General features: G+C 70.2%; 20 protein-coding genes. 4 read left to right on the top strand and 16 right to left on the bottom strand.

Annotated elements, in window-relative coordinates; genetic code table 11:
• Positions 1–25 precede the first annotated feature (25 nt).
• The 3 genes from nusB to IEX31_RS05240 all read right to left on the bottom strand — a co-directional run bounded on the left by nusB (position 26) and on the right by IEX31_RS05240 (position 1,521).
• Entirely contained in the window at positions 26–439 is a 414-nt protein-coding gene (gene nusB, locus IEX31_RS05250; RefSeq protein WP_188742396.1) for a transcription antitermination factor NusB, read from the bottom strand.
• On the bottom strand, positions 439–1,002 hold the full coding sequence (gene efp / locus IEX31_RS05245; protein WP_188742395.1) for an elongation factor P: 564 nt from the start codon (positions 1,000–1,002) through the stop codon (positions 439–441). Before efp ends, nusB begins: the two co-directional genes overlap by 1 nt.
• Before the next feature lie 75 nt (positions 1,003–1,077).
• Positions 1,078–1,521 (bottom strand): type II 3-dehydroquinate dehydratase, encoded by a 444-nt coding sequence (locus IEX31_RS05240; RefSeq protein ID WP_188742394.1) that lies wholly within the window; start codon positions 1,519–1,521, stop codon positions 1,078–1,080.
• 143 nt (positions 1,522–1,664) lie between these two features.
• On the opposite strand from IEX31_RS05240, the gene IEX31_RS05235 reads away from it, so the two are divergent.
• On the top strand, positions 1,665–3,917 hold the full coding sequence (locus IEX31_RS05235; protein ID WP_188742393.1) for an esterase-like activity of phytase family protein: 2,253 nt from the start codon (positions 1,665–1,667) through the stop codon (positions 3,915–3,917).
• A 58-nt stretch (positions 3,918–3,975) separates the two neighbouring features.
• On the opposite strand, the gene aroB is transcribed toward IEX31_RS05235, so the two are convergent.
• The 10 genes from aroB to IEX31_RS05185 form a co-directional block, all read right to left on the bottom strand.
• The gene (gene aroB, locus IEX31_RS05230) at positions 3,976–5,061 is read right to left on the bottom strand and encodes a 3-dehydroquinate synthase (RefSeq protein ID WP_188742392.1); all 1,086 of its coding nucleotides are present in this window, start codon (positions 5,059–5,061) and stop codon (positions 3,976–3,978) included.
• A complete protein-coding gene (locus tag IEX31_RS05225; RefSeq protein ID WP_229662127.1) occupies positions 5,058–5,576 on the bottom strand; it encodes a shikimate kinase in 519 nt (172 codons plus the stop codon). Before IEX31_RS05225 ends, aroB begins: the two co-directional genes overlap by 4 nt.
• Entirely contained in the window at positions 5,569–6,789 is a 1,221-nt protein-coding gene (aroC, locus tag IEX31_RS05220) for a chorismate synthase (protein WP_188742391.1), read from the bottom strand. Before aroC ends, IEX31_RS05225 begins: the two co-directional genes overlap by 8 nt.
• A gap of 24 nt (positions 6,790–6,813) precedes the next feature.
• Positions 6,814–7,632, bottom strand: coding sequence for a shikimate dehydrogenase (locus tag IEX31_RS05215; protein WP_188742390.1), 819 nt, complete (start codon positions 7,630–7,632; stop codon positions 6,814–6,816).
• Positions 7,632–9,257, bottom strand: a complete 1,626-nt coding sequence (gene mltG, locus IEX31_RS05210; protein ID WP_188742389.1) for an endolytic transglycosylase MltG — start codon at positions 9,255–9,257, stop codon at positions 7,632–7,634. The genes IEX31_RS05215 and mltG overlap by 1 nt, the downstream gene beginning before the upstream one ends.
• A 47-nt stretch (positions 9,258–9,304) precedes the next feature.
• Positions 9,305–9,781 carry a Holliday junction resolvase RuvX gene (gene ruvX, locus IEX31_RS05205; protein WP_188742388.1) on the bottom strand — a complete coding sequence of 159 codons (477 nt, stop codon included), beginning with the start codon at positions 9,779–9,781 and terminating at the stop codon, positions 9,305–9,307.
• Positions 9,782–9,788: 7 nt separating this feature from the next.
• Positions 9,789–12,446 (bottom strand): alanine--tRNA ligase, encoded by a 2,658-nt coding sequence (gene alaS / locus IEX31_RS05200; protein ID WP_188742387.1) that lies wholly within the window; start codon positions 12,444–12,446, stop codon positions 9,789–9,791.
• 56 nt (positions 12,447–12,502) lie between these two features.
• Positions 12,503–12,703, bottom strand: coding sequence for a hypothetical protein (locus IEX31_RS05195; protein WP_188742386.1), 201 nt, complete (start codon positions 12,701–12,703; stop codon positions 12,503–12,505).
• A 138-nt stretch (positions 12,704–12,841) separates the two neighbouring features.
• Complete coding sequence (gene rpsD / locus IEX31_RS05190) at positions 12,842–13,465, bottom strand: 30S ribosomal protein S4 (RefSeq protein WP_188742385.1); 624 nt, start codon at positions 13,463–13,465, stop codon at positions 12,842–12,844.
• Between the two features lie 200 nt (positions 13,466–13,665).
• Entirely contained in the window at positions 13,666–15,033 is a 1,368-nt protein-coding gene (locus IEX31_RS05185; RefSeq protein ID WP_188742384.1) for a replication-associated recombination protein A, read from the bottom strand.
• A gap of 115 nt (positions 15,034–15,148) precedes the next feature.
• Between IEX31_RS05185 and IEX31_RS05180 the strand changes: the two genes are divergently transcribed.
• From IEX31_RS05180 to IEX31_RS05170, 3 genes are all read left to right on the top strand, one after another.
• Positions 15,149–15,913, top strand: a complete 765-nt coding sequence (locus IEX31_RS05180) for a peptidylprolyl isomerase (protein ID WP_229662126.1) — start codon at positions 15,149–15,151, stop codon at positions 15,911–15,913.
• An 86-nt stretch (positions 15,914–15,999) separates the two neighbouring features.
• The gene (locus IEX31_RS05175; protein WP_188742382.1) at positions 16,000–17,232 is read left to right on the top strand and encodes a DUF349 domain-containing protein; all 1,233 of its coding nucleotides are present in this window, start codon (positions 16,000–16,002) and stop codon (positions 17,230–17,232) included.
• Positions 17,233–17,356: 124 nt separating this feature from the next.
• A complete protein-coding gene (locus tag IEX31_RS05170) occupies positions 17,357–17,944 on the top strand; it encodes a hypothetical protein (protein ID WP_188742381.1) in 588 nt (195 codons plus the stop codon).
• Here IEX31_RS05170 and IEX31_RS05165 read toward each other — a convergent pair.
• From IEX31_RS05165 to secD, 3 genes are all read right to left on the bottom strand, one after another.
• Entirely contained in the window at positions 17,923–20,175 is a 2,253-nt protein-coding gene (locus tag IEX31_RS05165) for a RelA/SpoT family protein (protein WP_188742380.1), read from the bottom strand. The genes IEX31_RS05170 and IEX31_RS05165 overlap by 22 nt on opposite strands.
• A gap of 71 nt (positions 20,176–20,246) precedes the next feature.
• Positions 20,247–21,269, bottom strand: coding sequence for a protein translocase subunit SecF (gene secF / locus IEX31_RS05160; RefSeq protein WP_188742379.1), 1,023 nt, complete (start codon positions 21,267–21,269; stop codon positions 20,247–20,249).
• Positions 21,269–23,008, bottom strand: coding sequence for a protein translocase subunit SecD (gene secD, locus IEX31_RS05155; protein WP_229662125.1), 1,740 nt, complete (start codon positions 23,006–23,008; stop codon positions 21,269–21,271). The genes secF and secD overlap by 1 nt, the downstream gene beginning before the upstream one ends.
• Positions 23,009–23,015 lie beyond the last annotated feature (7 nt).

Genomic DNA, 23,015 nt, shown 5'->3' with positions numbered 1-23,015 from the left:
GCGCCGTGGAGCTCGGACGCCGGTCCTAACCCTTCGCGTGCGAGATCGCGGCGAGCAGCCCGTTCACGAATCCTGCCGAGTCATCCGTCGACAGCACCGTGGCCGCCTCGACGGCCTCGGAGATCGCCACGGGGTCGGGCACCTCGTCGTTGAAGACGATCTCCCACACCCCGATGCGCAGGAGCGCACGGTCGACGGCGGGCATGCGCTCGAGCGTCCACCCGCGCGAATGCGTGGTGATGAGCTCGTCGATCTCCTCACTGTGGTCGACGATGCCGTCGACGATCTCGCGCGCGTACAGCCAGGACGCCTGGCGCTCGGGCTCGCTGACCGCGCGCTCGGCCTCGACCGCGAGCACCTGCTCGACGGGCACCCGGCGCATGTCCGCCGAGTAGAGCATGTCGAGGGCGCGCTTGCGCGCCTTCGTGCGCGCGCTCACTAGTCGTTCACGCGGCCGAGGTAGTCGCCCGTGCGGGTGTCGACCTTGACCTTCGTGCCGGTCTCGAGGAAGAGCGGCACCTGGATCTCGTAGCCGGTCTCGACGGTGGCGGGCTTCGTGCCGCCCGTCGAGCGGTCGCCCTGCAGGCCCGGCTCGGTGTACGTGATCTCGAGCACGACCGACGCGGGCAGGTCGACGTAGAGCGGGTTGCCGTTGTTCAGCGCGATGGTGACGGCCTGGTTCTCGAGCATGAAGTTCTTCGCGTCGCCGACGACGGGCGCGGGTACCGTGACCTGGTCGTAGTCGGTCGAGTCCATGAACACGAAGCCGTCGCCGTCGCTGTACAGGTAGGTGAAGTCGCGGCGGTCGACGTTCTCGATGTCGACCTTGGCGCCGGCGTTGTAGGTGCGGTCGACCACCTTGCCGGTGACGACGTTCTTCAGCTTCGTTCGGACGAATGCACCACCCTTGCCGGGCTTGACGTGCTGGAACTCGATGACGCTCCAGAGCTGGCCGTCGATGTTGAGTACGACGCCGTTCTTGATGTCAGCGGTGCTTGCCATTGGTGGTGTTTCCGATCGTCGAAGGAAGTCGCAGGGCACGCGCCGATGGCGTGCAACTGATCGAGTGTAGTCGACTCACCCGCGCGACCGCAGAACCCAGTCGACCGCCAGGCGATAGGAATCTGCGCCGAACCCGGCGATGACTCCGGTGGCGACGCCCGAGATGACGCTCGTGTGCCGGAACGTCTCGCGGGTGTAGGGATTCGAGAGGTGCACCTCGACGAGCGGCACGCCGGCCCGCTTCAACTGCGCGGCGGCGTCGCGGAGCGCGTAGCTGTAGTGGGTGAACGCCGCCGGGTTGAGCACCACCGGTACGCGCCGGTCCACCGCCTCGTGGATCCAGCCGATGAGTTCGGCCTCGTCGTCGGTCTGCCGCAGGTCGATCGCGACGTCGTCCGGCACGGATGCTGCGAGCCCGGCACCGATGTCGGCGAGCGTCTCGCTGCCGTACACCTCGGGCTCGCGGGTCCCGAGCCGACCGAGATTCGGGCCGTTGAGGACGAGGATCGTGGTGGTCACCCGGCCAGCCTATCCACGGTGAACGCCGGGATGACGGCGGGTGGCACGTCGACGGGCGGGCGCGCCTCCCGTTCACCCGTTCGTCGGCATCGGGATGGACTCCGGCCACGTCGTCGTGCGCTCGACCCGGTTGGGTGGCGTGCATGGCACATCGCATCGCACGCGCACGGACGCGCATCCTCGCCCTTGCCGCGGCGGCCGCCACCTCGGCCGTCATCCTCATCCCAGCTCCCGCGAACGCCGCCGGCAACGGCGAGCCGCAGAACCCTACGGAGAAGGTCGTCGAGCCCACCCTCGTGGCCCGCGCGACGCTGTCGGCCGACCACCTCGAGCCCGGGCCGGCATCCGGCGCGCTCGCCTCGCCGGCGAACGGCCGCACCGGCCCGTTCGCCGGCCAGGTCGTGCCCGGATTCTCGGCGATGATCGACAACGGCGACGGCACCTTCTGGGCGCAGCCGGACAACGGGTTCGGCTCGAAGACGAACTCGGCCGACTTCCTGCTGCGCAACTACCTCGTCCGCCCCGCTTGGGAGACCGCCGAGGGCGGCGCGGGCCAGATAGAGATCGAGCGCTTCATCTCCTACAACGACGCGAACGGCGTGCTCGACTTCCCCATCGTGAACGAGTCCACGGCCGAGCGCCTCCTCACCGGGGCCGACTTCGACGTCGAATCCGTCGTTCAAGCGAAGGACGGCTCGTTCTGGGTCGGCGAGGAGTTCGGTCCGTTCCTCCTGCACTTCGACGCAGACGGCACGCTCCTCGAGAAGCCCTACTCGCTGCCCGGCGGAGCCAAGTCGCCCCAGAACCCCTACCTCGCCGCGGGCGAGACGCCGCGAGTGCGCCCGAGCCGCGGGTTCGAGGCCCTGGCGGGCAGCGCGAGCGGACGCTACCTCTACCCCGTCCTCGAGGGCCCCTACGCCGACGACCCCGACCTCCGGCGGCGCGAGATCCTCGAGTTCGACACGAAGACGGGCGCCTACACGGATCGCACCTGGAGCTACCAGGCCGACCAGGACGCGAACGTCGTGGGCGATGCGTTCACGGTGCGCAGCGATGTGCTGCTGCTCGTGGAACGCGACGACTTCGAAGGGGACCAGTCGGTCACGAAGCGCGTCTACGAGATCGACCTGTCCCGCATCGATGACGAGGGCTACGTCGAGAAGTCGCTCGTGCTCGATGCGCTGCGGATCGCCAATCCCGACCTGATCGGCGCGGGTGACGGATACGGCACGGGCGAGGCGTTCTCGCTGCCGGTGCAGTCGTTCGAGACCGTCGTGCGCCTCCGGGACGGACGCCTGCTCATCGGCAACGACAACAACTACCCCGGCAACGATGCACGCATCACGGGAACGCCCGATGACACCGAGTTCGACGTCATCGACCTCGAGAAGGAGCGCGTGCCCTCCTCCGACATCACGGTCGTCGCCCACCGCGGCGCGAGCGGCTACCGACCCGAGCACACGCTCGCCGCGTACGAGACGGCGATCACGCAGTGCGCCGATTTCATCGAGCCCGACGTGGTCGCCACGAAGGACGGCGTGCTCGTCGCCCGTCACGAGAACGAGATCAGCGGCACGACGGATGTCGCGTCCCGCCCTCAGTTCGCCGACCGCATGGCCACGAAGACCATCGACGGGGTGACGGTGTCGGGCTGGTTCACCGAGGACTTCACGCTCGCCGAGCTGAAGACGCTCCGCGCGATCGAGCGGCTGCCCCAGGTCCGTCCCGAGAACACGGCGTTCAACGGGCTCTACCAGGTGCCGACGCTCGACGAGGTCATCGACCTGGCCCGTCACTCGACCAGCTGCCAGGGCGAGCCGATCGGCGTGTACCCCGAGACGAAGCATCCGTCGTACTTCGACTCGATCGGCCTCTCCCTCGAGGAGCCGCTCGTTGCCCAGCTCTCGGCGAACGGGGTCGACGACGCCGACGCCCCGGTGATCGTGCAGAGCTTCGAGGTCGCGAACCTGAAGGAGCTCGACGGCATGACGGAGGTCGCACTCGCCCAGCTCATCAGCTCGAGCGGTCGGCCGTACGACTTCACCGTCGCCGGGGATGCGCGCACCTACGCCGACCTCGTGACCCCCGCCGGGCTCGCCGAGATCGCCGGCTACGCCGATGGCATCGGCGTCGAGAAGAACGTCGTCATCCCCCGCAATGCCGACGGCACGCTCGGCGCCCCGAGCCCGGTCATCGAGGACGCGCACCGCACGGGGCTCGACGTGCACGGCTGGACGTTCCGGCGTGAGAACGTGTTCCTGCCCGCGGAGTTCCGTTCGAGCAGCGACCCGGCCGGCATCGGCGACCTCGCGGGCGAGATCCGCGTCTTCGTCGAGGCGGGCCTCGACGGCATGTTCAGCGACAACCCCGACGTCGCCGTGGCCGCGATCCGCTGAGCGGCGACCGCCGGATGAACGGCGGGTGGACGCCCCCGGCGTCCACCCGCCGTTCCCGTCAGGACCCGATCTCCTGGTACGCCGCGAACAGCAGCGACTGGTCGGGCGCCTGCATCACGGTGGGCTTCGCGAGGTCGTCGAGCACGATGAAGCGCAGCTGCCCGGCGCGGGCCTTCTTGTCGCGCTGCATGGTCGCGAGCAGCGTGTTCCAGCGTCCGGCGGGATACGTCGTGGGCAGGCCGAGCAGGTCGAGCACGCGCTTGTGCCGGTCGGCGACCTCGTCCGAGAGGCGGCCCGAGAGGCGGCCGAGCTCGGCGGCGAACGCCATGCCCACCGAGATCGCCGCGCCGTGCCGCCACTGGTAGCGCTCGGCGTGCTCGACGGCGTGGCCGAGCGTGTGCCCGTAGTTCAGGATCTCACGCAGCCCCTGCTCGGTGAAGTCCTCCGAGACGACGTCCGCCTTCATCCGGATCGCGAGCTCGACGACGCGGCGGAACTCGGGCGACGTCGGGTCGGTCGCGACGTCGGGGTCGGCCTCGATGATGTCGAGGATCTCGGGGTACCGGATGAACCCGGCCTTCACGATCTCGGCGAACCCGGCGAGGATCTCGTTGCGCGGCAGCGTGTCGAGCATCTCGAGGTCGCAGAGCACGGTGGCCGGGGCATGGAACACGCCGACGAGGTTCTTGCCCTCGTTCGTGTTGATGCCGGTCTTGCCGCCCACGGCCGCGTCGACCATGCCAAGCACGGTGGTCGGCACCTGCACGACGCGCACCCCGCGGAGCCACGTGCCCGCCACGAATCCCGCGAGGTCGGTGATCGCTCCCCCACCGAGCCCAACGATCGCGTCGCTGCGCGTGAAGTCGGCCTGGCCGAGGATCTGCCAGCAGAACGCCGCCACCTCGACGCGCTTGCCGGCCTCGGCGTCGGGCACCTCGGCGAGCAGCACCTCGAACCGATCCTGGAGTTCCTCGCGGATGGCGATCGCGCGTGCGCCGAGCGTCGGCGCGTGCACGACGAGCACCTTGCGGACCGATGAACCGAGCACGTCGCCGAGTTCGGCGAGGACGCCCCGCCCCACGACGACGTCGTAGCCCGGCTCGCCCCCGACGCGGATCGTCGTGCGCGTCTCGCCTGCCGTCATCGTGATCCTCCGAACCGTTCGGCGATGTCGTGGACGATACGTGGGACCGAGCGGCGCGACGTGTCGATATCCAGGTCGGCGAGCGACCGGTAGACCGGCGTGCGCTCCTCGAGGATGGCCGCCCACCTCGCGAGCCCACCCTCGGCGAGCAGCGGGCGGGTCCCGCCGGTGAGCCGTGGGGCCACCGCCTCGGGCGAAACGCGCAGCCACACGACCGGCAGGTCGGCGAGGTCCCTGCGGGTCTCGGGATGCAGCACCGCGCCGCCGCCCAGCGAGATCACCGCCTCCTCGCGCAACGCCTCGGCCACGACCTCGCGCTCGACGACCCGGAAGGCCTCCTCGCCCCGACGTGCGAAGATCTCCTCGATCGGTCCGTACCGCTCGACGATCCGCGCGTCGGTGTCGATGAAGGGGGCACCGACGGATGCCGCGAGCCGCTGCCCGACCGCGGACTTGCCGGCCCCCATCGCACCGATGAGCACGATGGGCAGGGCGAGCCCCGCTCGCTCAGACACGATCGCCCGCGACCTCCGAGGTCGCGATCTCGGTGAGGAGCGCGTCGGGGATGGCCGCGAGGTACGACTCGAGGTTGCGACGGGTCTCGCCGACCGAGTCGCCGCCGAACTTCTCGAGCACCGCATTCGCCAGGGTGAGTGCCACCATCGCCTCCGCGACGACGCCGGCTGCGGGCACCGCGCAGACATCCGATCGCTGATGGTGCGCGGGCGCGGCCTCGCCCGTGGCGACGTCGACGGTGGGCAGCGCGCGCGGCACCGTCGCGATCGGCTTCATGCCGGCGCGCACCCGCAGGACGGTGCCCGTGGACATGCCGCCCTCGGTGCCGCCGGCGCGGTCGCTCGCCCGCACGATGCGCCCGTCGCTCTGGTGCAGTTCGTCGTGCGCGGCCGAGCCTCGGCGCGTCGTGGTCGTGAAGCCGTCGCCCACCTCGACGCCCTTGATCGCCTGGATGCCCATGAGCGCGCCGGCGAGCTGGGCGTCGAGCCGGCGATCCCAGTGCACGTACGACCCGAGGCCCGGCGGCACGCCGTAGGCGAGCACCTCGACCACGCCACCGAGGGTGTCGCCGTCCTTATGGGCGGAGTCGACCTCGGCGACCATTCGCTCGGAGGTCTCGGGATCGAAGCATCGGAGGGGGTCGGCGTCGAGGCGCTCGACGTCTCCCGGCATGGGGAGCGGGCGGTCCTCGGGCACGCGCACAGGGCCGATCGCGATCGTGTGCGACACGAGGCGGATCCCGAGCTCGCCGAGGAAGGCTCGTGCCACCGCGCCGAGGGCGACTCGGGCCGCCGTCTCTCGGGCGCTCGCCCGCTCGAGCACCGGGCGGGCCTCGTCGAAGCCGTACTTCTGCATGCCGACGAGGTCGGCGTGCCCGGGCCGGGGTCGCGTGAGCGGCGCCCCGCGACCGCGGCCGAGCGTGCCCGGGTCCACGGGCTCGGGGCTCATGACCTCCTGCCACTTCGGCCACTCGGTGTTGCCGATGCGCAGGGCGATCGGGCTGCCGAGGCTCTCGCCGTGCCGGACGCCGCCCGAGATCGCGAGCTCGTCCTGCTCGAACTTCATGCGCGCGCCGCGGCCGTAGCCGAGCTTGCGCCGAGCGAGGTCGGCGCGGATCGCGTCGAGCGAGACTGGAATACCGGCGGGAAGACCCTCGAGGATCGCGACGAGCTCAGGCCCGTGCGACTCTCCGGCGGTGAGCCAACGGAGCATGCTCCCTATCCTTCCACAGCCGTGTCAGACGGATTCGCGCATGACGGCGAGCACGGCTCCCTCGTCGGGCAGCTCCGCGAACGGGTCGCCGTTGACGAAGATCCGCACCTGCAGGAGAGCCTGGTGCAGGAGCATCCCGAGGCCATGCACGACCATCCCGCCCGCCGCGATCCAGCTCGCACCGAGCGGCGACGGCCACGGGTCGTATGCCACGTCCAGGAGCGTCGCGCGCCGTGCGAGCGCGGCGCGCGGCCCCACGCCGAGGTCGGTTCCGCCCGGCACGGTGCTCACGACCAGCTCCGCGTCCTCGATCCCCGCGAGCTCGTCGAGCCGACCCTCCTCCACGACGAGCCCGAGGCGCCCGCCGAGCTTCGCGAGCTCGGCCGCGGCACCGGGGCGACGCACCAGCACGCGCACGTGCGAGGCGCCCAGCTCCGCCACCGCGGCGAGGGCGGACGCCGCGGTCGCGCCGCCGCCGAGGATCAGGCCGTGGCGCACCATGCCCACGCCCGCCTCGCCGAGCGTGCGGACGATGCCGCCGACGTCGGTGTTGAACCCATGCCGCACGCCGTCATCGAAGAGCACGGTGTTGGCCGCCCCGGTGATGGTCGCCAACTCGTCGAGGTCGTCGACGAGCGGCAGCACGTCCTGCTTGAGCGGCATCGTCAGCGAGAGCCCGCGCCACGTGGCATCCAGCCCGTCGATGAATTCAGCGAGCCCGGCGCCCCGCATCTCGATCGCGGTGTACTCCCAATCGAGCCCCAGCCTTCGGTAGGCGGCGCGGTGCAGCCCGGGGCTCTTCGAATGGGCGATCGGAGACCCGAGCACGGCGAGCCGGCGCATCAGTTCCCGTACTCCGGGTGCTCCTCGAGCCACGCGAGGAACCGTTCGACGGCCGCATCGTGCTCGTCGATCGTCGCCGAGAACACGGTCTCGCCGGTGTCGAGGTCGACGGTCACGAAGTACAGCCACGGTCCCTCGGCGGGGTGCAGGGCCGCGTCGATCGCGAGGTCGCCCGGGTTGCCGATCGGGCCGGGCGGCAGGCCCGGATGGACGTACGTGTTGTACGGGTTCGCCGGGTCGGCGCGCTCGGCGTCCGTCGTCGTGACGACCGAGTCGTCGCCGATGCCGTAGTGGACGGTCGAGTCGAACTGCAGGAGGCCGCTGTCGAAGAGCTCGGGATTCAGGCGGTTCTCGATGACCCGGGAGACTTTGTAGTAGTCGTCGCGCAGTCCTGCCTCACGCTCGATGAGCGACGCCTTGACGATCGTTCGCCATCGGTCCTCCGGCGCCACGCCCGCCGCATCGAGCGCCTCGAATGAGCGGTCGACCAGCATCTTCACGAGCGCGTCGGCCGTGATGTTCGGCTCGACCGTGTACGTCGCCGGGAACAGGAAGCCCTCGATGCTCGTGGCCTCGGCCGGCAGGCCGTACACCTGCGGATTCGCGGCAGCGGCCTGCAGCTCCTCGACGGGGATGCCCGTGACGAAGGCGGCCTCTGCCAGCGCGTTCTTCGCCCACATCCCCTCCTGGATCACGAACGTGTTCTCGAGCTTGTTCGCCGGGTCGAGGAGCGCGTCGAGCGCGGCCTGCGCGCTCATCTGCTCCGCGAGCCGGTACGCGCCCGGGTGGAACTCGGGCTCCGGTGTCTGTGCGAGGAGAAGGTTGTAGAAGGCGTCGTAGGAGGCGGTGACGCCCTCGTCGACGAGGTTCTCGGCGATGTCCGACCCGGTGTCGCCCTCGTAGATCATGAAGACGAGCTCACCCGTGCCCGAGCCTTCGAAGTCCTCGGCGGGCGTGAAGCGCTCGATGAGGGAGTTGATCGGGTCTTGCAGGAAGACGAAGGCGCCCGCGCCGAGCGCGGCGACGATGAGGAGTCCGACGAGGCATCCCCACGGGCCCCTCCGGCGTGACCGCTCGTCGTCGTAGTCCTCGCGCTTGAGCGCACGTCGCTCGGCGCGGCTCAGCCGCCCCGACGACTCGTCATCGGGGTCGCCCGACCAACCCTGCAGCTCGTCGTTCCACGGCAGCGGGTCCTGCTGCTCGCGAGGCTGCCCCGAGGGGTCGGGGTCGTCGAGCTGCCAACGGAACGTGGTCTCCGACGGCCCGAGTTGCTGCTCGGGCTGCCACTGCTGCTGCGGCTGCGGTGGCTGCTCGGCCGCCTGCTGCGCGGCCGCCTGCTGCGCGGCCGCCTGCTGCTCGGCCGCCTGCTGCGCGGCCGCCTGCTGCTCGGCCGCCCACTGCTCGGCCGCCTGCTGCTGCACGGGACCCCGGTCGTACACGGGTCGACGGGGGGCGTCGAGCGGCCCTGCGGGTCGGGCGGCGGCAGGCTGCTCCGGCGTCGGGTAGTGCTGAGGTGGCGGAGCGGCGGGAGATTGCGCGGCAGCCGCCTGCTCCTGCTCCAGTTGTTGCTGGGCGAGCAGCGCGGCTGCCCGCTGCTCGGCCTCTCGCACTTCGCGACGGGTCATCGGAGGCCGATCGCGTCTGCCGCCCGGCGAGGCGGGAGGGAGATGGGTCACAGGGGGGACGACCCTTCGTCTGTCGTGAGCAGCCGTCCGGGCTCGGCGCCCGACGCCCGCTCCGAGTCGATGGCGTGTTGCAGAATGATAACCGCTGCAACTTGATCGACGACCGGTCGCCGGCTCCGAGCCGAGCGCCCCGAGGCCCGCAGCGCCTGCTGGGCGCTCACCGTCGAGAGTCGTTCGTCGACGAGCCGCACGGCGGCACCCGCGGCCACGAGGCGCTCGGCGAACCCGACGGCGTCATCGGTCGACGCCGTCGGCTGCCCCGACAGCGACAGCGGATGCCCCACCACCAGCTCGAAGGCTCCGAACTCGTCTGCCAGCTCGAGGACTCGGCGCACGTCGGCATCGCCCTCGGCGGCGCGAGGCACCGTCTCGACGGGCACTGCGAGGAGGGCTCCGGCATCGCACCGGGCGACGCCGATGCGCGCGCGCCCCACGTCGATGCCGAGCCTGACGCCCGATCGCATGCGCCGACTACCGGCCGAACTCGCGCCGCACTGCGTCGAGTGCTGCGGGAATGGCCGAGAGGTCGCTGCCGCCGCCCTGCGCGAGGTCGGCCTTGCCGCCGCCGCCGCCGCCGAGCACCGCCGCCATCGTCTTGGCGAGTGCGCCGGCGTTCGCGCCGGCCTCTCGGGCCGCGGGCGAGGTCGCGACGATCGCGACGGGCTTGCCGCCCACCTCGGCCGCGAGGGCGACGACGGATGCCGCGTCGCCGAGCTTCCCGCGCACGGCGGTGGCGAGCGAGCGCAGCGCGTCGCCCGAGCCGAGCCGCCCCACCGTCTCGGCGACGAGGAGCACGTCGCCCGACCGCACCGCGTTCGCGGCGAGCGCCGGGACGCGATCGCTGAGCGCACGGGCCTCGTACGCCTGGATCTTCTTCTCCGCAGCCCTCAGGCTCGCCACGAGCTCGCCGACCCGATCGACCAGCTGCTCGGGGCGGGTTTTCAGGCTCGTGGTGAGCTCGTTGACGAGCGCGCGCTCCGCGGCGAACCGCGTGAACGCGTCACGGCCGACGAGCGACTCCACACGGCGGTTCGACGCGCCGACGGAGGATTCGCCGACGATGTTGATCATGCCGATCTCGGCGCTCGTCGACACGTGCGTGCCCGCGCAGAGCTCGCGCGACCACGGCCCGCCGATGTCCACGACGCGCACGACATCGCCGTATTTCTCGCCGAAGAGCGCCATGGCGCCGAGCGACTTGGCCTCGTCGAGCGGCATCTCGCGAGCCACGACCTGGAGGTTGTCGCGGATGGCGTTGTTCGAGATCTCCTCGATTTCGCTGCGCGTGGCCGTCGAGAGCGCCGAGTTCCACCCGTAGTCGAGGCGCAGGTAGCCCGCCTTGTTGAACGAACCGGACTGGTGCGCCGTCGGCCCGAGCACCTGACGCAGCGCGGCGTGCACGATGTGCGTTCCGGAATGCGCCTGGGTGGCGCCGCGCCGGTAGTCCTCGTCCACGAGCGTCGTCGCGGGCACGCCGACGCCCACTTCACCGGAGACGACCTTCACGGTGTGGCTGGTGAGCCCCTTGACGGGCTTCTGCACGTCGATCACCTGGAGTTCGAAGCCGTCGCCGACGATGCGCCCCTGATCGGGAGCCTGGCCGCCCGATTCCGCGTAGAGCGACGTCTCGGCCAGGATGACCTCGGCCGTCTGCCCGGCGGTCGCGACGGGCACCTCCCGCCCGTCGACGATGAGGCCCAGCACGGTGGACTCGGTCGTGAGGTCGGTGTAGCCCGTGAAGATGGTCTCGCCCCGCGCGCGGAACTGCCCGTACACCGAGAGGTCGGCGAGCACCTTCTTCTTCGACTTCGCATCGGCCTTCGCGCGCGTGCGCTGTGCGGTCATCAACTCGTCGAACGCGCCGCGGTCGACCGCGAGGCCGGCCTCCTCGGCCATCTCGAGCGTGAGCTCGATCGGGAACCCGTAGGTGTCGTGCAGGAGGAACGCGGTGTCGCCTGCGAGCTCCTCCCGGCCCGACTGCTTCGTCGCCGCGACGGCGGTGTCGAGGATCGACGTGCCGGCCACCAGCGTGCGCAGAAACGTCTCCTCCTCGCCGAGCGCGAGCTTCTCGATGTGCGCGTAGTCGTGCGCGACCTCGGGGTAGGCCGACTTCATGGCGTCGCGCGAGGCTGCGAAGAGTTCGCGGAAGGTCGCGCCGTCGACCCCGAGCAGGCGCATCGCGCGGATGGTGCGACGGAGGAGGCGACGCAGGATGTACCCGCGGCCCTCGTTCGACGGGGCGACGCCGTCGCTCATGAGCATCAGCGAGGAGCGCACGTGGTCGGCGATGACGCGCATGCGCACGTCGTCGTCGTGGTTCGTGCCGTAGGTGCGGCCGGAGAGCTCCGCCGCACGGTCGAGCACCGGGCGCACCTGGTCGATCTCGTACATGTTCTCGACGCCCTGCTTGATGAAGGCGACGCGTTCGAGGCCCATGCCGGTGTCGATGTTCTTCTTCGGCAGTTCCCGCACGATGCGGAAGTCGGTCTTCGATGTCACGTCGTCGATCAGGTACTGCATGAACACGAGGTTCCAGATCTCGACGTAGCGATCGTCGTCGGTCGCCGGCCCTCCGTCGACGCCGTATGCCGGGCCGCGATCGAAGAAGATCTCGGAACAGGGCCCCGCCGGGCCGGGCTGACCGGTGTGCCAGTAGTTGGTGTCCTTGTCGAGGCGCTGGATGCGCTCGTCGGGCAGGCCGGCGACCTTCTTCCAGAGCTCGATGGCCTCGTCGTCGTCCTTGTAGACGGTGACCCAGAGGTCCTGCGGGTCGAAGCCGAGGCCGCCGTCCGCCTCGGGGGTGGTGAGCAGCTCCCACGCGAACGCGATGGCGCCTTCCTTGAAGTAGTCGCCGAACGAGAAGTTGCCGTTCATCTGGAAGAACGTGCCGTGCCGAGGGGTCTTTCCGACCTCTTCGATGTCGTTGGTCCGGATGCACTTCTGCACGCTGGTCGCGCGCGGGTACGGCGCGGGCACGAGTCCAGTGAGGTACGGCACGAAGGGCACCATGCCGGCGACCGTGAACAGGAGCGTCGGGTCGTCGGACACGAGCGAGGCCGAGGGCACAACGGTGTGGCCGCGCGCGGCGAAGAAGTCCAGCCATCGCTGGCGGATGTCTGCAGTCTGCATGATTCCGTTCTGGTTCAGCTGCCCGGCGTCGCGCGGGCGGGTCGTGGGGCCGGCCTTCAGCTCGTGGACGAGGCGTCGCCCTCTGCGCGCAGCTCGGCGTCGCGCTCGTGGTAGCCCTCGGCGATGGCCTTGCCGAAGGCCCTCGCCTTGGCGTCGATCGACGAGAAGAACTCCCGGCCCTGCTTGGTCTGGTTGAGCTGGTGCGCGGCGACGAAGCCGGTTGCGACGCCCACGGCGAACCACAGCATGCTCTTCACGAAGTGCTCCCTCTGACCGATCCGAAGCCGCGCGACCACTGCCCGGCGCACATCCATACAGTCTAGTGGCGGCGGATGCCGCCGAAGACGGAACGGGGGCCGCGGGATGTCCCCGCGGCCCCTGTCCGATCTCGCGGATCAGCGAGCGGCGTAGTACTCGACGACGAGCTGGACGTCACAGGTCACGGGGACCTCGGCGCGCTTCGGACGACGGACGAGCGTCGCCTGGAGCTGGTCGAGCTGCACGTCGATGTAGCCCGGGAGCTTGGGCAGCACGTCGACGTGGCCGCCGGCAGCGGCGACCTGGAACGGCTCGGTGCCCTCGGAGCGCTGCTTGACGCCGATGGTCTGGCCCGGCTTCACGCGGAACGAGGGACGGTCGACGATCCTGCCGTCGACGAGGATGTGGCGGTGCACCACGAACTGGCGGGCCTGCGCGATGGTGCGGGCGAAGCCGGCACGGAGCACGAGCGCGTCGAGGCGCATCTCGAGGAGCTCGACGAGGTTCTCACCCGTCAGGCCGTCGGTGCGGCGCGCCTCGTTGAAGGCGATGCGCAGCTGCTTCTCGCGGATGCCGTACTGGGCGCGCAGGCGCTGCTTCTCGCGCAGACGCACCGCGTAGTCAGAGTCGGCCTTGCGCTTGGTGCGGCCGTGCTCGCCGGGAGCGTAGGGGCGCTTCTCCATGTATCGGGCGGCCTTCGGGGTGAGGGCGACGCCGAGCGCACGGGAGAGGCGGGTCTTGCTACGTGACTGGTTCGACACGAATGTCCTTTCGGAAGAATCTCAAGTGTGAATTCACGGCGCGATCGTGGCACCGGAAGTCTGTGTCAGAGGGATTCACCAAGGGCGGACCGGCTACAGGTCGCACCCATTCGCCGTTGACTCTCTCGCAGCCGCGCTCGAGAATCTGGCTTCAGGCCGACGGATATGCTATCACGCGGGGCCGATGTGGCGCACCAAGCTCAACGGCCTCCGCGCACGATGCGCCGGAGCTTGGCCAGGCGCGCGAACACCTCACGCTCGTTCCCGTGCTCGGTGGGCTCGTAGTACACGGCGCCGCGCAGCGACTCGGGCAGGTACTCCTGGGGTACGACGCCGATGGGATCGTCGTGCGGGTACACGTAGCCCTTGCCGTGGCCCAGCCGCTTCGCCCCGGGGTAGTGCGCGTCGCGGAGGTGCGACGGCACGGGGCCGGCCTTGCCGGCGCGGACGTCGGCGATCGCCTGGTCGATGCCGAGGTAGGCCGCGTTCGACTTCGGCGCCGTCGCGAGGTGCACGACCGCCTGCGCGAGGGGGATCCGGCCCTCGGGCATGCCGATGTACTGCACGGCGTCGGCGGCCGCCACCGCGACGCCGAGCGCTGCGGGATCGGCCATGCCGATGTCCTCCGAGGCGAGCACGATGATGCGGCGGGCGATGAACCGCGGGTCCTCCCCCGCCTCGATCATGCGCGCGAGGTAATGCAGGGCGGCGTCGACGTCGCTCCCCCGCACCGACTTGATGAACGCACTGATGACGTCGTAGTGTTCGTCGCCGTTCCGGTCGTACCGGAGCAGCGCGCGGTCGACGGCGCGCGCCACGACGTCGGCGGTGATCTCGGGCTTCACCGGCTCCGCGACATCCGTCGGCTCATCGGTGCCCTCGGTCGCCGTCTGCGACGCGGCGACCGCGGCGGCCTCGAGCGCCGTGAGGGCTCGCCTCGCATCGCCCGAGGCGAGCCGGATGATCGCAGCCCTCGCCTCGGGCTCCAACCGGACGCGACCGGCGAGTCCGCGCGGGTCGTCGACCGCGCGGTCCACGAGCACGCCCAGGTCGTCGTCGGTGAGGAGCTCGAGGGTGAGCAGCAGCGACCGCGACAGGAGCGGCGAGATCACCGAGAACGACGGGTTCTCGGTCGTCGCAGCGACCAGGATGACCCAGCCGTTCTCGACGCCGGGCAGCAGTGCGTCCTGCTGCGCCTTCGTGAACCGGTGGATCTCGTCGAGGAAGAGCACGGTGGACAGGCCGTAGAGGTCACGGCTGGCACGCGCCTCCTCCATGACCTGCCGGACGTCGCGGACGCCTGCGGTGACCGCGGAGAACTCCACGAACTTGCGACCGGAGGAACGTGCGATGGCCTGGGCGAGCGTGGTCTTGCCGGTGCCGGGTGGCCCCCAGAGGATGACCGACACCGAGCCGGACTCGCCCGAGCGGTCGCTCGCGAGCGCCACGAGCGGGGACCCCGGGGTGAGGAGGTGGCGCTGGCCGGCGACCTCGTCGAGGCTCCTCGGGCGCATGCGCACCGCGAGCGGGGTCGCGCCGGAGCGCAGCCCCGGGCCGGAGTCCACCATGCCGTCAAGCGTAGCCGCGGCATCCGACACCGAAGTCCGCCCCCTCCGGGGCGATTGGTGCCGAAACCGGGCCTTGCGTAGAGTCGGCACGCAGGAGTCCCGAGAAGGAGCATGCGTGGCATCGAACGACCGTCAGGCGCGCGAGGAACGAGCGCGCCTCCGCACCTACCAGGCCCGCCAGGAAGTGCACGCCCGCAAGCAGCGCCGACGCACCAGGGACAACGTCATCGCGGTCGTCGCCGTGCTCGCGCTCGCGACCGCCGCCCAGCTGCTCTACTTCAACGGCGGCCCGGGCACGCCCGAGGCCGAGCCGACCGCCACGCCGACTCCGCCCGCCGGCGAGAACGAGGGCGACGTCCCCTCGGCCGACATCGCCGAAGGCCGCACGTGGACGGGCACGCTCACGCTCAACGACATCCCGCTCGGCGTCGAACTCGACGGCGCGGCCGCCCCGCAGGCCGTCTCGAGCGAGATCAGCCTCATCCAGTCGGGCTTCTACGACGGCACGACCTGCCACCGCCTGACGAAGGACAACATCTGGGTGCTCCAGTGCGGCGACCCGGTCGGCGACGGCACCGGCGGTCCCGGGTACAGTTACGGCCCGGTCGAGAACGCGCCGGCCGACAACCTCTACCCGGCCGGCACCATCGCGATGGCTCGCCAACCCCTGGACGGCTACAGCCACGGCAGCCAGTTCTTCATCGTCTACGAGGACACCACACTGACCCCCGACGAGGCCGGCGGCTACACCGTCGTCGGCCGCGTCACGAACGGACTCGACGAGTTGCGAGCGGGGATCACCGACGCGGGCACCGCCGATGGAGCGACCGACGGGGCACCTGCGGTGGCCGTGACGATCGCCGGGTTCACGATCGAGTGACGTCCGGCGCCGCCCGCGAGCGGTGCAATAGGCTTGATGCCGTCATCGCCGCCGCGGGCGGCATCCGACCACGACAGGGTGAGGCCGTGACCGATTCAGAGCAGCAACCGTGGGGCCGCGTCGACGAGACGGGCACCGTCTTCGTACGCACCGCCGACGGCGAGCGCGAGGTCGGCCAGTACCCCGACGCGACGCCTGAAGAGGCGCTCGCCTACTTCGAGCGCAAGTACGCCGACCTCGCCGGCCAGGTCGGACTCCTCGAGCAGCGCGTCCGCCGTGGGGCACCGGCGGCGGATGTCGCGAAGGCCGTCGCCTCCCTGCGCGAGTCGGTCGCCGCTGCCAAGGCGGTCGGCGACCTCGAATCGCTCGCCCGTCGGCTCGAGGCCCTGTCGGGCACGACGAAGGAACTCACGGAGCAGCAGCAGGCCGAGGCCAAGGCCGCCATCGGCGAGGCCATCGCGCAGCGCACGCGGATCGTGGAGCGGGCCGAGTCGCTCGCCGCACAGGATCCGGCCAAGACGCAGTGGAAGCAGGCGACAGCCGAGCTCGACGCGCTCTTCGCGAGCTGGCAGCAGCACCAGCAGGAGGGCCCGCGCCTGCCGAAGAACGAGGCCAACGAGCTCTGGAAACGCTTCCGCACGGCCCGTTCCACCATCGAGCAACACCGCAAGGCGTTCTTCGCGGAACTCGACGCGGCGCACCGCGACGTGCGCGCCAGGAAGCAGCGCCTGATCGAGCGTGCAGAGGCGCTCGCCCCGCGCGGCGCCGACGCCGTGGCCGATTACCGCAGCCTCCTCGACGAGTGGAAGCAGGCCGGCCGCGCGGGCAAGAAGGTCGATGACGCCCTGTGGGCCCGGTTCAAGGCCGCCGGCGACGTGCTCTTCCAAGCGAAGGCCGAGGTCGACGCCAAGGAGGACGAGGAGTATCGCGCCAACCTCACCGAGAAGCTCGCGCTGCTCGAAGAGGCCGAGAAACTGCTCGCCGAGACGGATCCCAAGGCGGCCCGCGCCGCGCTCAACCGCATCCAGCGGCGCTGGGACGACATCGGTCGCGTGCCCCGCGACCAGGTGCGGCCCGTCGAGGACCGCCTGCGCAAGGTCGAGACGCACGTGCGCTCGCTCGAGGACCAGCAATGGGAGCGCGAGGACCCCGAGAAGAAGGCCCGCTCCGAGGGCATGCTCGGCCAGTTGCAGGACGCCATCGCCAAGCTCGAGTCGGAGCTGGCCGCCGCGGAGACCGCGGGCGACCGGCGCGCGGCGGACGCCGCGCGGGAGGCCCTGGACGCGCGCCGGGCATGGCTGAAGGCGGTCGGCGGCTGAGTCTGTCGCGGGCCTGTCGCCGGGACGGGCCCGACTCGTCCGCGGATGCGTCGACCCGGCCGGGTTCTCCACAGTCGAGCCCACCGACCCGTCCTGAGGCGGGGCGGTGCCCGAGCATGGGCGAATGGCCAGGCTTCCCATGGTGCTCGGCACCGTCGATCTCCCCATCGCCGAGCTCTGCGCGGCACGCCTCGACGGCGAGCTGTTCGCGATCGACGACGGCTGGGCGCCGATCGACGAGCCCGACCTGCCGGCTTTCCGTGCCGCGGTCGTCGCGCTCAGGATGCCGCGTCCCCTCGTCATCGAACGGAGGTCCGCCGCGTGGGTGCACGGCGCCCTGCCCGTCCCGCCTTCGGTCGCCCAGTTCTGCGTGCCGCACAGCGCGCGCATCGCGGTGCTCGGCGAGCCCCGTATGTCCGTGCGGGAGGTGAAGATCGACGAGTCCGAGATCGTCGACCTCGGCGGCATCCGCTGTACGTCCGTCGTGCGCACCGGATTCGACGTTCTGCGCGACCCCGACTACGACGCGACCGGCGGCGAGGCGGTGGTGACCGCGCTCATCGCGGACCGGCCCTGGCTCACGTCTGCCCTGCATGCCCGACTGGACGCCGCGACCCGCATGCCGCACAAGTCGCTTGCACTCTCACGCCTCGGTCGCGCCGAGGCGGCGGCCCCGAAGGGTGAACTCCGTCAGCCGTCGCTCACGCGGTAGACGTCGTACACGGCGTCGATGCGCCGGACGGCGTTCAGCACGCGGTCGAGATGCGTCGTATCGCCCATCTCGAAGACGAAGCGGCTCAACGCGAGCCGGTCGGTCGAGGTCGACACGTTCGCCGAGAGGATGTTCACGTGATGCTCAGAGAGCACGCGCGTGACGTCGGAGAGCAGGCCCGCGCGGTCGAGCGCCTCGATCTGGATCTGCACGAGGAACACGCTCTTCGAGCTCGGCGCCCACTCCACGTCGATCATGCGCTCGGGCTCGCGCATGAGGCCCTGCACGTTGTGGCAGTTGGCCTGGTGCACCGAGACGCCCGAGCCGCGCGTGATGAAGCCGACGATCTCGTCGCCCGGCACGGGCGTGCAGCAGCGGGCGAGCTTCACGAGGATGTCGGGTGCGCCGCGCACGAGCACGCCCGAGTCCGAACTGCGCGGCAGCGGTCGCGACCGCACCGGGATCGGCAGCTCGGGCTCGTCGCCCTCCTCCACATCCCGCACGAGGGCGACGACCTTCTCGAGCACCGACTGGGTGGAGATGTGCCCCTCGCCGACCGCCGCATACAACGACGAGACGTCGTCGTACTTGAGCAGCGCGGCGACCTCGGCGAACGACTCCTGGCTCATGAGCTTCTGGAGCGGGAGATTCTGCTTGCGCATCGCGCGGGCGATCGCGTCACGACCCTGCTCGATCGCCTCGTCGCGGCGTTCCTTGGTGAACCACTGCCGGATCTTGTTCCGCGCACGGGGACTCTTGACGAACGTCAGCCAGTCCTTGCTCGGACCGGAGTCGGGGTTCTTCGAGGTGAACACCTCGACCACATCGCCGCTGTTCAGCTCGCTCTCGAGCGGGACGAGGCGGCCGTTCACCTTCGCCCCCATGGTGCGGTGGCCGACCTCGGTGTGCACGGCGTACGCGAAGTCGACCGGGGTCGCGCCTGCCGGCAGGCCGATCACACGGCCCTTCGGCGTGAAGACGTAAACCTCCTTCGCGCCGATCTCGAACCGCAGCGAGTCGAGGAACTCGCCCGGGTCGGCGGTCTCGGCCTGCCAGTCGGAGATGTGCGCGAGCCACGCCATGTCGGTCTCGTTGGCGCCCGCAATCTCGGTGGTGCGCCCCGAGTTCATCCGCTCCTTGTACTTCCAGTGCGCCGCGACGCCGAACTCGGCGCGCTGGTGCATGTCGTGGGTGCGGATCTGGATCTCGACGGCCCGCCCCTTCGGCCCGATGACCGTCGTGTGCAGCGACTGGTAGAGGTTGAACTTCGGCGTCGCGATGTAATCCTTGAATCGCCCGGGCAGTGGTGTCCACCTCGCGTGGATCGCGCCGAGCACGGCGTAGCAGTCGCGAACCGAGTTCACGAGCACCCGGATGCCGGTGAGGTCGTAGATCTCGTCGAAGTCCCGGCCGCGCACGATCATCTTCTGGTAGATCGAGTAGTACTGCTTGGGCCGCCCCATCACCTTGCCGCGGATCTTCGCGGCCTTGAGATCGTCGGTGACCAAGTCGATCACGTTCTGCACGAATTCCTCGCGCTGCGGCGTGCGCTGCCTCACGAGGCTCTCGATCTCGGCGTAGAGCTTCGGATACAGCACCGCGAACGAGAGGTCCTCGAGCTCGAGCTTGATCGCCTGGATGCCGAGGCGGTGGGCGAGCGGGGCATAGATCTCGAGGGTCTCCGTGGCCTTGCGCGTCGCCGACTGGGCGGGCACGAATCCCCAGGTGCGGGCGTTGTGCAGGCGATCCGCGAGCTTGATGATCAGCACGCGGATGTCCTTCGACATCGCCACGATCATCTTCCGCACCGTCTCGGCCTGCGTCGAGTCGCCGTACTTGACCTTGTCGAGCTTCGTGACGCCGTCGACCAGCATGGCGATCTCGTCGCCGAAGTCCGCGCGCACCTGGTCGAGCGTGTACGCCGTATCCTCCACGGTGTCGTGCAGGAGGGCCGCGGCGATCGTCTTCGGGCCGATACCCAGATCGGCCAGGATCTGGGCGACCGCGATCGGGTGCGTGATGTACGGCTCGCCGCTCTTTCGCTTCTGCCCCTCGTGGGCGCGCTCGGCGACGGTGTAGGCGCGCTCGACCAGTACGAGGTCGGCCTTCGGGTGGTGCATCCGCACGGTGCGCATGAGCGTCTCGACGGCACCCGACGGCTGGGCCCGCGAGAAGATGCGGGGCACCAGACGGCGCAGCGAAGCGGTCGAGTTGACTCCCGCCTCAGTCATGCGCACACCTCCGAGACTCAATTATCGCCGCTCCGAGCCCTGGTTCGCGCCACGCTCGCCCGAGGCGAACGTCATCCGGTCGGCACCGCCTCCGCCGAGGTGTCGGATGACGCGCCTGCGCGTTCGCGCTCCTTCAGCACCTTCTGGTCGTGGCGCTTGATCGCCGGCTCGCCCTCGCGCAGCTGCGAGTACAACGGCGCGGCGATGAACACGGTGGACCACGTGCCCACGATGATGCCGATGAGCAGCGCCAGCGAGATGTCGCGGAGCGTGTCGGCTCCGAGCACGCCGGCGCCGATGAAGAGGATCGCGGCGACCGGGAGGGCCGCCACCACGCTCGTGTTGATCGAGCGCACGAGCGTCTGGTTCACGGCGAGGTTCACGGACTCGGCGAACGTGCGCCGCGATTCCATGCCGTCCTCCGAGGTGTTCTCGCGGATCTTGTCGAAGACCACGACGGTGTCGTACAGCGAGTAACTGAGGATGGTGAGGATGCCGATGGTCGCGGCGGGGCTGACCTCGAAGCCGACGGCGGCGTAGATGCCGACGGTCACGATGAGATCGCCGAGGAGCGCGAGGATCGCCGCGAGCGACATCTTCCAGGTGCGGAAGTACAGCGCCATGATGATGGCCGCCAGCAGGAGGAACGCGGCGAGGCCCACGAGCGCCTGCCTCGTGACATCCGCTCCCCAGCTCGGGCCGATGAACGATGACGTGACCTCGGACTCGGGCACGTCGTAGGCCTCGGCGAGGGCCGTGGTGACGGCGCGCGACTCGGACTGCTCGAGCTGGTCGGTCTGCACGCGCACGCCATCGCCGCCGACGATGGTCACGTGCGTGGCCGCGTCGGGTACCACGGATGCCACGGCGTCGATCGCGGGGCCCGGCTCCGCGTTCTCGATGCCGGCGATCTGGAACTGCGATCCGCCGCGGAACTCGATGCTGAAGTTGACGCCGCGGAGCACGGGGACGAGCACCGACAGGATGATCAGCACCGCCGCGATCGCGTACCACTTGTTGCGGCCGCCGACGAAGTTGAATGAGCGCTTGCCCGCGTAGAGGTCGTTGCCGAATGTGGTCAGCCGGTTGGCCATCAGGACTCCTTGCCTTCGCCCGTGCCGCTGCCGACGCCCGCGGTGGCCTTGCGTTCTGCGATGGTCTGGCGCTTCTGCGCCTCCTTCGAGCTCGACGCGACCTTGGTCGCGGGAACCGCGACGGGCTTGCGGAACTCCGCCCGACCGCGGTAGACCGCGCCCAGCGCGTTCGGGTCCAGGCCCGACCAGGGGTTGCCGCTCGAGAAGAACCTGGTCTGCGCGAGCAGCTGCAGCATCGGGTGCGTGAACAGGATCACGACAACCACGTCGATGATCGTGGTGAGGCCCAGCGTGTAGGCGAAGCCCTTCACGCTGCCGACCGCGAGGATGAACAGCACGACCGCGGCGAGGAGGTTGACGCCCTTCGAGGCGAGTATGGTGCGGAACGCGCGCTTCCAGCCGGCCTCGACGGCGCCGACCAGAGAACGGCCGTCGCGCATCTCGTCGCGCACGCGCTCGAAGTACACGATGAACGAGTCCGCGGTGAAGCCGATCGCGACGATGAGACCCGCGATACCGGCAAGCGAGAGGCGATAGCCCTCGCGCCACGACAGGATCGTGATCATCAGGTAGGTGATGAGTGCCGCGATCGCGAGAGAGGCGATCGTCACCGAGCCGAGGGCGCGGTACTGGAAGAGCGTGTAGATCACGACCAGGATGAGGCCGATGAGGCCTGCGATGAGGCCCGACTGCAGCTGCGAGGTACCGAGCGTGGCCGAGATCGTGTCGGATGACTGCACCGTGAAGCTGATCGGCAGGGCGCCGAACTTCAGCTGGTCGGCGAGCGTCTTCGACGACTCCTGCGTGAAACTGCCGGTGATCTGGGGACGACCGTCGGTGATGGCCCCGTTCATCTGCGGCGCCGTCAGCACCGCGCCGTCGAGCACGAAGGCGAACTGGTCGCGCGGGCTCGCACCCTCGGCCTGGAGGCCGTAGAGGCGCGTCGAGACCGCGGCGAAGTCCTCGGTGCCCTGTTCGTCGAACTGGATGTTGACCGCCCACTGTCCGGTGCTGGCGCCCGTCTGGGTCGTCACCATGCCGTTCGTGGCGTCGACGATGTTCTCGCCGCTCGCCTCGACGGGGCCGAGGAGGTACTTCACGCTGCGCGCGACGTCGCAGGTGACGAGCGGCTCATCGGCGGGCGCGACGTTGGCGTCCGCCTCGTCGAGCGCGGCGCAGTCGAAGTTGTCGAACTGGTCCTGCAGCGCCGGCGTGACCCAGGCGAGGTCGCTGCCGTCGGTCGGCTCGGCGGTCGGCGTCGACTCGAGCTCCTCGGCGGGCTCGGTCGGCTCGGGGCTCGCGCTGGGGTCGATGGACTGGTTGGTCGCGACATCCGCGAGCAGCACGGCGCGGAGCTCGAGCTTGGCCGACGACTCGATGCGGTTGCGGGTCTGGTCGTCGAGCTCACCTGGGATGCGGACGACGACGTTCGAGCCCTCGGTGTTGATCTCGGCCTCGGCGACGCCCGACGCGTCGACGCGCTGCCGGATGATCGAGACCGCCTGGTCGAGCTGCTCCTGAGACACGGACGCGCCGGTCTCGACCTGGGGCTCGAGGATGATCTGGGTGCCGCCCTCGAGGTCGAGCGCGAGTTTCGGCGTCCACGATCCGCCGCCCCAGATGACGCCCGCCGCGTTGATGGCGAAGAGGCCGACGATGATGACGCCGAGCCAGGTGAGGGATCGCCAGGCCTTGCGAACGGGGGTCGGCCTCGATGACCGCTTCGATGGTGCAGCCACGTGTTCT

This window comes from Agromyces bauzanensis (genome assembly GCF_014645655.1).
GTDB lineage: Bacteria > Actinomycetota > Actinomycetes > Actinomycetales > Microbacteriaceae > Agromyces > Agromyces bauzanensis.
Note: the sequence above shows the minus strand (reverse complement) of the source record. Positions and strands in the feature narration are given on the sequence as shown.

Coding starts and splice junctions, on each gene's coding strand:
- efp (WP_188742395.1), bottom strand. CDS start 1,002: ATGGCAAGCACCGCTGACATCAAGAACGGCGTCGTACTCAACATCGAC.
- IEX31_RS05235 (WP_188742393.1), top strand. CDS start 1,665: ATGGCACATCGCATCGCACGCGCACGGACGCGCATCCTCGCCCTTGCC.
- aroB (WP_188742392.1), bottom strand. CDS start 5,061: ATGACGGCAGGCGAGACGCGCACGACGATCCGCGTCGGGGGCGAGCCG.
- aroC (WP_188742391.1), bottom strand. CDS start 6,789: ATGCTCCGTTGGCTCACCGCCGGAGAGTCGCACGGGCCTGAGCTCGTC.
- IEX31_RS05215 (WP_188742390.1), bottom strand. CDS start 7,632: ATGCGCCGGCTCGCCGTGCTCGGGTCTCCGATCGCCCATTCGAAGAGC.
- mltG (WP_188742389.1), bottom strand. CDS start 9,257: ATGACCCGTCGCGAAGTGCGAGAGGCCGAGCAGCGGGCAGCCGCGCTG.
- ruvX (WP_188742388.1), bottom strand. CDS start 9,781: ATGCGATCGGGCGTCAGGCTCGGCATCGACGTGGGGCGCGCGCGCATC.
- alaS (WP_188742387.1), bottom strand. CDS start 12,446: ATGCAGACTGCAGACATCCGCCAGCGATGGCTGGACTTCTTCGCCGCG.
- IEX31_RS05185 (WP_188742384.1), bottom strand. CDS start 15,033: ATGGTGGACTCCGGCCCGGGGCTGCGCTCCGGCGCGACCCCGCTCGCG.
- IEX31_RS05170 (WP_188742381.1), top strand. CDS start 17,357: ATGGCCAGGCTTCCCATGGTGCTCGGCACCGTCGATCTCCCCATCGCC.
- IEX31_RS05165 (WP_188742380.1), bottom strand. CDS start 20,175: ATGACTGAGGCGGGAGTCAACTCGACCGCTTCGCTGCGCCGTCTGGTG.
- secF (WP_188742379.1), bottom strand. CDS start 21,269: ATGGCCAACCGGCTGACCACATTCGGCAACGACCTCTACGCGGGCAAG.